Raw genomic sequence first — 9,430 nt, 5'->3', positions numbered from 1 at the left:
ATCATTTCTGCGCCTTGATTTCCTCACGCCTGAACGGCCTTCATGAACCGATCACGGATCACCACCGGGTCCATCGTGATTGGCGGCATCTTGGCGTTGCCGCTTTCGCACTTGCTGACGATGATGGTCATCTGCCTGGCATCCAACGCCTCTTGCAGCACGCGCCCGGTGTCTTCGGCGGGACATTCGATCACGTGGTCACAGCCCGCAGCCTCGGCCATCTTCGCCAGCGAGGTTTTCCGCCCCGCATAGGTCGGCTGGTCCCCGGTCGACCCGTAAGAGCCGTTGTCGATGATCAACAGGATGTAATTGTCGGCCACGTTGTTCGCGATGGTCGGCAGCGTGCCCAGGTTGGTCAGAATGGATCCATCCCCATCGATCACGATTACCGGTTTCGGCTGCGACAGCGCCAAGCCCAGCCCGATAGACGAGGCCAGACCCATCGTACCCAGCATATAGAAATTGGTCGGTTGATCGTCGATAGCGTGCAGCTCCTGGCTGGGGATACCGATATTGCAGACGACCAGTTGATCACGCAGGATCGGGGCGATTTCCTTCAGGATTTCAGAACGGATCATTGGTCGCCATAGCCTCCCCAGAAATTGGCGTCGGTCAGAATGGCAACCGGCTTGTTGCACATGAAGGTGTATTTCAGGATCGCGTCCAGCTCGGCCACATCCGACTGATGGTGGAAGTGGTAGGTCGGGATGTTCAGCTGCGCCAGCAGGGCCTTGGTGTGCACGGCCATTTCCACCTGACAGGCGATGGGTTCGCGCAACTCTCCACGATAGGAAATCAGCATGGGCAGCGGCATCCGGTAATATTGGATCAGCGTCGCCAGCGTGTTGATCGTCACACCGATGGCAGTGTTCTGCATGATGATGGCGGGGCGTTTACCGCCCATCCATGCCCCCGCACACAGCCCCATGCCCTCGTCTTCCTTGTTCGAGGGGATGTGATAGATACCATCGCGCTTGTCGATTTCCTCGATAACCCCGGCCAGCTGCTTGCACGGCACAGTGGTGACAAACGAGATATCGTTTGCGACCAGATCATCCGTGATCTTCTTGTCTATGTTCATATCCGGTCTGTCCGTCCTGCTTGGGGCGCCTGGGGCGCGATTGTGGGTTCAGATCCTGCGATGCACATGCACGGCACAGCCGGCATGGCGGACCACACGCGATGCGGTCGAGCCCAGGAAATAGTCGCTGAGGCCCGGCTTGTGCGAGCCGATGACGATGCAGTCAAAGCCGTTGTAGTTGGCATAATCGATGATGGTCCGGGCGGTATGGCCCTTGACGATCTCGGGCTGAATGCCCTCCAGCTCCTCGGTCTTTTTACGCAGCAAATTGGTCGCCGCACGAAACCCGTCAGCCACCGCGTCTTTGTCCAGATATGCACTGACCGAGCCCTGCGGCATCTCATAAACATGCAGCGCAATAATCTCGCTGTCTTCCGCCGAAAGCGCCCGGGCCACTTCCAGCGTGTGCTGCGAAATGCCGTGATCCAGCGCCATTGGAACAAGAATTTTCTTATACATGGAACCCTCCGTTTCTGTCGGACCTTGGTCCACAGACGGCCGTCAAAATGGCCTGCGCGGTCTGCCGGAAATCCTCGGCCGTAAGTGTATACGGTGCCGAAAAAAGTGATTTCCCGCAAGGCAGTGCGGCGCATTTTCGGCTCTGAGCCTCCCGCATCGACGGATCAAGCGGCATCCGGGATTCACCCATCTGCGCGCAGGTCGAACTGCTCATCCGGGAAATACTTGGCCAGACGCACATCCGCGGCACGGGCGTGACCTTCCATCCCCTCAAGCCGGGAAATGCGCGCGGTTGCAACGGCGACGAGCTTTGATCCTTCGCGCGTGGCCCGCTGCCAGGTGACGATCTTCATGTATTTGTGCACACTCAACCCCCCGGTATAGCTGGCCGCACCCGAGGTCGGCAGAACGTGGTTGGTGCCGGTGGCCTTGTCTCCGTAAGACACGGTGGTCTCTTCCCCCAGAAACAACGACCCATAACAGGTCAGCCGGTCCAGCCACCAATCCAGGTCCTCGGCCTGAACGGTCAGATGCTCGGGCGCGTATTCATCGGAACAGGCGGCCATTTCCTCGCGATCCGAACAGACGATCACCTCGGCATAATCGCGCCACGCGGCGGCGGCGTTTTCACGGTTCAGTTCGGGCAGATCGTCGATGAGTACCGGCACCAATTCCAAAACCTTCTGCGCCAATTCACGGTCATCAGTCACCAGCCAGACGGGCGAGTTATACCCGTGCTCGGCCTGACTGACCAAATCGGTGGCAACCACATGCGCATCCGCGCTGTTGTCGGCAAGGATAAGGCTGTCGGTGGGGCCTGCGATCATGTCGATGCCAACCTTGCCGTAGAGAATGCGCTTGGCCTCGGCCACAAACTGATTGCCCGGCCCCACAAGAATATTGGCGCGCGGCAGACCGAACAGGCCATAGGTCATCGCCGCCACACCCTGCACCCCGCCCATGGCCAAGATGCTGTCGGCCCCGCAGATATGCGCGGCATAGACAATCGCGGGCGCAACCCCCTCGCCCGGACGCGGCGGAGAGCAGGCGGTGATGTGGCGGCATCCGGCGACCTTGGCGGTCGTGACAGTCATGATCGCGCTGGCAGTATGGCTATAGCGCCCGCCGGGCACATAGCAGCCCGCCGCGTCCACCGGGATTGCCTTTTGGCCAGCAACGAACCCCGGAACGATTTCGGTCTGCACATCGGCCACGGTTGCCTTCTGCGTTTCGGCAAAGCGGCGCACGTTGTCATGGGCAAAGCGGATATCGGCCTTCAGCTTTTCCGGAACCTTTGCGATGGCAGCGTCGATCTCGTCCTGAGTCATCAGGACATTGCCGTCGAACCTGTCGAACTTGGCCGCGTATTCCAGCGCCTTTGCATCACCGCCTTTCTCGATATCGGCAAGGATGGTCCGGACCGTATCATGCACCTCAGAGGCATGGGATTGCGCTGTCAAAGTCGCTTTTTTCAAATAGTCACGAGGCATGGGCAGCGGTTCCTATTCTTTGGCCTTTTCCCGGATTCGGCTCATCGAGATTTGTAAGCGCTTACATCAAAAATGCAAGCGCTTACATTTCCACTTTTCTTAAGTTTCACTTGAGGTTAGGCTTTTTGGCAAAAGCAAATCTCAGGTTTGAAAATGCCGAAACTTCGATCCGCGCCCACACTGGATGATGTCGCCAAGCTGGCTGGCGTTTCGACAGCGACAGTATCGCGCTGTCTGAATGATCCCGAGCGGGTGGTTGAGGCGACGCGTCAGCGCGTTCTGTCGGCAGTGGACAGGCTGGGATACACGCCGAACTTTGCCGCGCGGGTGATGGCGGCCAAGCGATCCTGGACGATCGGCGCGATCATTCCCACCATGGAGAATGCGATCTTTGCGCGCGGCCTGCAGGCCTTTCAGGAAGAACTGCATCAGCGCGGTTACACCCTGCTGGTTTCCAGCTCGGCCTACGACCCCGACCTTGAAGCAGAGCAGATACGGACGCTGGTCGCGCGCGGTGCAGACGGGGTGCTGCTGATCGGGCATGACCGAAGCCCCAAGATTTACAAGGATCTCGCGCGCCGCAACATCCCGGTAATGATCGCATGGTCCTTTCTGGCCGAAGCGCAGATTGCCTCGGTCGGTTTTGACAATCGCGCGGCGATGGCCGAGCTGGCCAAGCGCGTGATCGGGCTGGGCCATCAACGGATCGGGGTGATTTCCGGCGTCACCGCAGGCAATGATCGCGCACGTCTGCGGGTCGAGGGTATACGGGACGCGGTCCGGCACAGCGGGCTTTCCCCGTCGAATCTGACGATCCTCGAAACCCCCTATCAGATCGAAAACGGTGCCGAGGCCTTTTCCAGACTGATGTCAAAGAACACCCGACCGACGGCCATTCTGTGCGGCAACGACGTTCTGGCCGTCGGTGCGCTGCATCGGGCGCGCGAGATGGGATTGAAGGTGCCCAAGGATGTTTCAGTCACCGGATTCGACGATATCGAGCTGGCCCACGTCGCCACGCCTGCGCTGACCACCGTGCACGTGCCCCACCGGGAAATGGGTCGCCGGGCGGCGGTGGCACTGGTCGATATGCTTGAAAGCCGGACCCCGGGCACAGGCATACGGCTGGCTACGCATATTGTTGAACGTCAATCCCTTGGCCCACCGGTCAGCGCCTAGGCGGCCTCGGCCTCCATGGTGCGGAAATCGTCCTTTAACCAAGAGTGGGCTTCACACATCGGGTCGGTGAAATGCTGGCGGATCAGCTTTGCCATCACTTTCTGGATCAGCTTCGAGGTCGTCTCGGGATACACCTCGGTCGTGAACAGGGACACTGTTCGGACAAAGTTGCGCCCCGGGAACGGAAGCGCCCGGACGCTGTCATGGAACCTCTGCGCGCGGTGGAAACAGGCGGCGGTCGTGATCGCCCAGCCGCTGCCCTCGGCGACCAGACCGATGATCGAGTGGTTGCACTCCATCTCGAACCGGTTGGGCAGGTTGTACTTGCTGCGGGTCAGTTGAATTTCGACCTGCTTGCCGATCATGAAGTCCCGCGAATAGCGCAGCAGCGGCAATTCCGCATCCGGTTTCAGCAGGTCTTCGGGTTCACCGCGGAACGTGTTGGGCAGGATCACGATAAACGGGTCGCGCATCAGCGGGTATTCGATCAGGCCGTCGGTCCGTTCCGAGGGGCGCGTGGCGACCCCGGCATCCAGCTTATGTTCCTGCAGATTGGTGAGGATCTCGTGGCTGGGGCGCGTGTAGTGGCGAAAGCTGCAACGCGGCAGAGCGTGCGCCAGAAAGCGGAACAGGTCCGGCGCGATCTGGTTGTCGAAATCGTCGATCAGGGCCAGCCGCAGGTCCGTCGCGTGCTTCCAGTTGCCGGAACGGATTTCGGCCTCGCCCCGTTTCAGCACCGTCAGCCCGTCACGGACATAGCGCGCAAACACCTCGCCCGCCGGGGTCAGCCCCATCGGGCGGCGCCCGTGGTCAACCAGATCAACGCCCAGCGCGCCCTCAAGACTGCGCAAATGGTTCGAGACTGTGCTGATCGACAGCCCCGTTTCAGACGCGACCTGCTGGATCGATCCCGATTTGGCGACCAGTCGGAAGACTTCTAGCCAGCGAAGACTCAGAGATTTGGACACCGCGCACCCGTTGTTTCGATTTCTTCGAAACAAACCAAGCAAAGATTGATGCAAACGGCAATGGCGAAGTTAGCCGGGGGATCACGCCCTGATACGTTCAAAACCCGGATCATAAGGTGAACGAGGGATAACCGTCGCGCGCACGCGCTGACCGCAGGAATCCAATTCCATTTCAGTTCCGATATCGGCCAGATCGGGTTGCACAAAGCCATGCGCCAGGTTCAGGCCCGTACGATGCCCCCAGTCGCCCGAGGTGATCGTGCCCACAACCCGTTCACCCTGCATCAACGACGCCCCGGGATGGGCAGGTTGCTGCGTGGCGTGAACTTGCAAGGCGACCAGCTTTTTGCGTGGCCCCTCGGCCTGTCGCTTCAACAAGGCATCCCGTCCGATGAAATCGCCCTTGTCCAGCTTCACAAAGCGGTCGAGGCCGGTTTCGAAGGGATCAAATTCAGTAATCAGGTCGGCTTTCCAATGCAGAAAACTCTTTTCCAAACGCATGGACTCCACCGCCCGTGCACCGAACAGTTTCAGCCCATGGGCCTCTCCGGCCTGCCGCAACGCCAGATAGGCTGCGTAGAGCGAGGCGTTGGGAACATGGATTTCATAGGCCAGCTCGCCCGAGAAACTGACGCCCATCACTGTCGCCGGCGCGATTCCGACGAAACATTCGCGCAGGCTGAGCCACGGGAAAGCCTCAGCCGACCAGTCGCCGCGCGCGCAGGCGGACAGGACATCGCGCGCCTTGGGGCCGGCCAGAACCAGAATGGTCTGGTCGTTGGTCAGGCTGCGCAGGTGCACGTCTTCGCCCTTCCGCACATGCTGGGTCAGCCAATCCATGTCGTGGAACTCGCTGGCGGCGGCGGACCCGTACCACAGCCGATGCGGACCCCGGTCGCTGGCGGGCAGGTTGGCAATGGTCGCCTCGGCCTTGACCATACCGTGATGGTTCAGCAGATAGCCCAGCCCAACACGGCCCTCACGCCGGGTGACCGTCCCGCAGACCATCCGATCCAAAAAGGTGTGCCGGTCCGCTCCAGTGATCTCAATCCGGTTGAACCCGTTCACCTCGGCCAGCCCGACGCCGTTCTGAACATTGGCGACCTCTGCCGCGACCAGATCGAATGTTTCGTCAAAACCGAAACTGAGGGACGGCGAGAAATCGGGGGTGGGCTTGATATACTCTACCCTCTCCCACCCGTTGACGACGGTGAACTCTGCGCCCTCGGCGGCCAGAACGGGGGTCAGAGGCGTCGTCTTGGCAGGCCGTCCGGCAGGGCGGTGTTCATGCGGGAAGTGAAACCGGAACTCGTTCTGATAATCTTCGACGGCCTTCAGCGCCGTCAGCTCCACATTCGCATGGCCGGTGAACCGCCGCGGGTCCAGACACCACGTGTCATAACACGCCTCACCATGCACAATCTGTTGGGCCAGCAGCCAGCCGTGGCCGCCGCCCTCGCCCAGCCCGGCGCGCAAACCGATGATACAGAACGCATTACGTTTGCCCGGGATCGGCCCGACCAGAGGCGCACCGTCGATCGTATAGGTGATCGGGCCGTTGACGACCGTGTGGACCCCGACCTCCATCAATGCGGGCATGCGGGCAAATGCGCCCTCCAACACATCGGTCACCCGGTCCAGATCATCCGGGCAAAGGGCGTTGACGAAATTCGGGTCAATCCCGTCCATACCCCATGTCTTGCAGTCCTGTTCGTAGAACCCCAGCAACAGCCCGTTCTTTTCCTGTCGGCAATAATAGTCGCTGATCGGACAGCGCAGCAGGGGCATCCTGTGACCTGCATCCCGAATGGCAGGGATCTCTTCGGTCAGGAAATACTGGTGCTCCATGGACGCGACCGGATGGTGCACCCCCATCATCGCGCCGACCTCGTTCACCCGGTACCCGCAGGCATTTACCACGATGTCACAATCGATATCGCCATGTTCGGTGTGAACGCTCCAGGTGTCATCGCTGTGCTGGGTCAATGCGACAACCGGCGTGTTGCGGTACACCTCGGCCCCGGCCTTGCGCGCCCGGCGGGCCAACGCCTGACACAGCTGCGCCGGGTCGATGTCGCCATCCATCGGATCCCACAAACCGCCGATCAGATTCTCGGTTGAGATCAGCGGATGACGGCGGGCGCATTCCTCGGCGTCGATCACCTCGAACAGCACATCCATCCCGCGCGCCATCGAGGCAAAATGGCGATACCCCTGCATCTGCGCCTCGGTATTCGCCAGACGGATTCCGCCGTCTCCGTGGTGGTAATTGATCGGATAGTCCGGGTCTTCGGCTAGTTCCTTGTACAGTTGGATCGAGTGCGATTTCAGACCGACCATCGTCTGGTTCATGCCGAAATTCGTCACCTGCGCCGCAGAATGCCATGTCGTGCCCGACGTCAGCTCGTTGCGCTCGACCAGAACCACATCTGCCCACCCCTCCTGCGTCAGGTGGTACAGCGTTGAACATCCAGCAATCCCGCCCCCGATAACAACAACTTTGGTGCGCGATTTCATTGGCTCTGCTCCCTTTGGTCCAGAACAAGTCTTGCGTAAGAACGGGTTGAACCGACAATAGGGGCAGTGACTGTATGGAAAAATCGAAACTGCTATTGAGGTTTCTGAAATTTGCAGTTCCCCTTTGCCGCGGGGCAGAGTCGCCGCTTAGTGTGCCCGAAGGGAGAGCGGGAAAGGAGCGGCATGTCCTTGGAAGGTGGCAAACGAAGCGGTCGGCGGGCGAGGCACGCCCAGCGCGCGGCCAAACCTGTGGTCGACCCCTGCCCGCCCGGCCAGAAAGGGGGGGCGTTCAAACCTCTGTCCCCAACTGAGCTTGAGCAAATCTACGACACCGCCCTACGTCTGCTCCAGACGCTGGGCATGGGCAATGTGCCTGACCGTCTGGCCGCCGACTTACGAGCGGCGGGCGCCCAGTCGGGAGAACAGGACCGGTTGGTTTTCCCACGCGAAATGGTGGAACGGTTAGTCAGGGCGGCTGCCAAGACATTCACGTTCCACGGCCGCGATGAAACCCGTTCGATCGGGGTCGGCGGTGATCGCGTCTTTTTTGGCACCGGAGGCGCGGCCGTGCAGACGCTGGACCTCGACAGCGGGTTTTACCGCCCGTCCACGCTGGTCGATCTGCATGACTTCACCCGATTGCAGGATACGCTGGCCAATGTCAGTTGGTTTACCCGCTGCTGCGTGGCGACCGATGTACCCGATGTGCGCGATCTGGACGTCAACACGGCCTATGCACTGGTGCGCAACACGACCAAACCGGTGGCCACCTCGTTCACGCTGGCCGAAAACGTCGCGCCCATTGTCGAAATGCTGGATATCGTGGCCGGGGGGCCAGGCGAGTTTGCCAAGCGGCCCTTTCTGAAGGCCCATATCAGCCCGGTGATTTCTCCGCTGCGCTATGGAGAGGATGCGGTGGACGTGGTCTATGAATGCGTTGCCCACAACATTCCCATGTCCTGCATTACCGCCGCGCAGGCCGGGGCCACGGCCCCCGCCACTCTGGCCGGGTTTCTGGCGCAGTCTCTGGCCGAAACGCTGGCCAGCCTTGTGATGGTCAACGCGATCCAGCCCGGCTTTCCGATGGTGTTTTCCAACTGGCCATTCATCGTGGACCTGCGCACCGGGTCTTTCGCCGGGGGCAGCGGAGAAACCGCCATTCTGAATGCAGCCTCGGCGCAGATTACCAACTGGCTGGGCCTACCCTCGGGCGTGGCCGCGTCGATGACCGACGCCAAAGCCATCGACGCGCAATATGGGGCCGAGAAGGCGATGACCTCTCTGGCCGCCGCGCTGGCCGGGGGCAACCTGATCTATGAAAGTTCGGGCATGACCGCATCGCTGCTGGGGGCCAGTTTCGAAGCGTTTGTTCTGGACGACGAAATGCACTCTCACACCTATCGGGCCTTGCGGGGGATCGAAGTGACCCAAGAGAATCTGGGCTTTGACGCGATCTGTCAGTCGGTTCTGGGGGACGGCCATTTCCTTGGCAGCACTCATACATATGAGGCGATGGAGCGGGACTATTTCTACCCTTCCCTCGCCGACAGGAACGAGCCGCGCACATGGGAAGAGGAAGGCGCAACCGACGCCTGGTCTGCCGCGCGTGCAAAGGCCAAAGAGGTTCTGGCCTCCCATCACCCCAAATACCTGACCGACGCGCAGGACGCCGAAATCCGCAAGCGTTTTCGCATCCTGATCTGAACGCGCCAACCCATTCCCAAGTCTTGAAACTG

At 60.6% G+C, this 9,430-nt stretch carries 8 protein-coding genes; 2 read left to right on the top strand and 6 right to left on the bottom strand.

The window, feature by feature from the left end:
- Window positions 1–23: 23 nt before the first annotated feature.
- The 4 genes from comE to hisD form a co-directional block, all read right to left on the bottom strand.
- Window positions 24–578, bottom strand: coding sequence for a sulfopyruvate decarboxylase subunit beta (gene comE / locus ACR0NT_RS16985; RefSeq protein ID WP_170674589.1), 555 nt, complete (start codon window positions 576–578; stop codon window positions 24–26).
- Complete coding sequence (comD, locus tag ACR0NT_RS16980; protein ID WP_170447720.1) at window positions 575–1,081, bottom strand: sulfopyruvate decarboxylase subunit alpha; 507 nt, start codon at window positions 1,079–1,081, stop codon at window positions 575–577. Before comD ends, comE begins: the two co-directional genes overlap by 4 nt.
- Window positions 1,082–1,129: 48 nt before the next feature.
- A complete protein-coding gene (locus tag ACR0NT_RS16975; protein WP_170447718.1) occupies window positions 1,130–1,540 on the bottom strand; it encodes a universal stress protein in 411 nt (136 codons plus the stop codon).
- A gap of 182 nt (window positions 1,541–1,722) precedes the next feature.
- Window positions 1,723–3,030 carry a histidinol dehydrogenase gene (gene hisD / locus ACR0NT_RS16970; RefSeq protein WP_170674587.1) on the bottom strand — a complete coding sequence of 436 codons (1,308 nt, stop codon included), beginning with the start codon at window positions 3,028–3,030 and terminating at the stop codon, window positions 1,723–1,725.
- A 153-nt stretch (window positions 3,031–3,183) separates the two neighbouring features.
- Here hisD and ACR0NT_RS16965 point away from each other — a divergent pair, with 153 nt between their 5' ends.
- The gene (locus ACR0NT_RS16965; protein WP_170674585.1) at window positions 3,184–4,209 is read left to right on the top strand and encodes a LacI family DNA-binding transcriptional regulator; all 1,026 of its coding nucleotides are present in this window, start codon (window positions 3,184–3,186) and stop codon (window positions 4,207–4,209) included.
- Here the strand turns inward: ACR0NT_RS16965 and ACR0NT_RS16960 are convergent.
- Window positions 4,206–5,177 (bottom strand): LysR family transcriptional regulator, encoded by a 972-nt coding sequence (locus ACR0NT_RS16960; protein WP_170447712.1) that lies wholly within the window; start codon window positions 5,175–5,177, stop codon window positions 4,206–4,208. The genes ACR0NT_RS16965 and ACR0NT_RS16960 overlap by 4 nt on opposite strands.
- An 81-nt stretch (window positions 5,178–5,258) precedes the next feature.
- Complete coding sequence (locus ACR0NT_RS16955) at window positions 5,259–7,694, bottom strand: GcvT family protein (protein WP_170674583.1); 2,436 nt, start codon at window positions 7,692–7,694, stop codon at window positions 5,259–5,261.
- A 183-nt stretch (window positions 7,695–7,877) separates the two neighbouring features.
- Here ACR0NT_RS16955 and ACR0NT_RS16950 point away from each other — a divergent pair, with 183 nt between their 5' ends.
- A complete protein-coding gene (locus ACR0NT_RS16950) occupies window positions 7,878–9,398 on the top strand; it encodes a trimethylamine methyltransferase family protein (protein ID WP_170674582.1) in 1,521 nt (506 codons plus the stop codon).
- The last annotated feature ends 32 nt before the right edge of the window (window positions 9,399–9,430 follow it).

The organism is Ruegeria sp. AB10 (assembly GCF_056542745.1).
The sequence above is the reverse complement of the archived record's forward strand: the minus strand, read 5'-3'. Positions and strand labels throughout refer to the sequence as shown.